The sequence below is a fragment of the Pseudomonas sp. EL_65y_Pfl2_R96 genome (assembly GCF_963970905.1).
GTDB lineage: Bacteria > Pseudomonadota > Gammaproteobacteria > Pseudomonadales > Pseudomonadaceae > Aquipseudomonas.
Map to the genome: position 1 here is coordinate 1 of NZ_CAXAQH010000472.1, position 255 is coordinate 255.

Genomic DNA, 255 nt, shown 5'->3' on the forward strand with positions numbered 1-255 from the left:
TGCTGGCGATGCTGCTGACCACCAAATACGTGGACGGTTTGCCGCTTCACCGTTTTGAAAAAGTGCTGGGCCGCCATGGCATCGATATCCCGCGCCAGACCTTGGCCCGCTGGGTTATCCAGTGCGGCGAACACTTGCAACCACTGCTGAATTTAATGCGCGACCAGTTATTGGAAAGCCGCGTCATCCACTGCGATGAAACCCGCGTGCAGGTGTTGAAAGAGCAGGATCGGGAGCCCAGCAGCCAGTCCTGGA

The 255-nt window shown here is 57.6% G+C and carries 1 protein-coding gene; it reads left to right on the forward strand.

Annotation, left to right across the window (positions count from 1 at the left end; all coding sequences use genetic code 11):
* A partial coding sequence (locus AACY49_RS31630) for an IS66 family transposase (protein ID WP_339528302.1) occupies positions 1-255 on the forward strand: 255 nt, incomplete at both ends.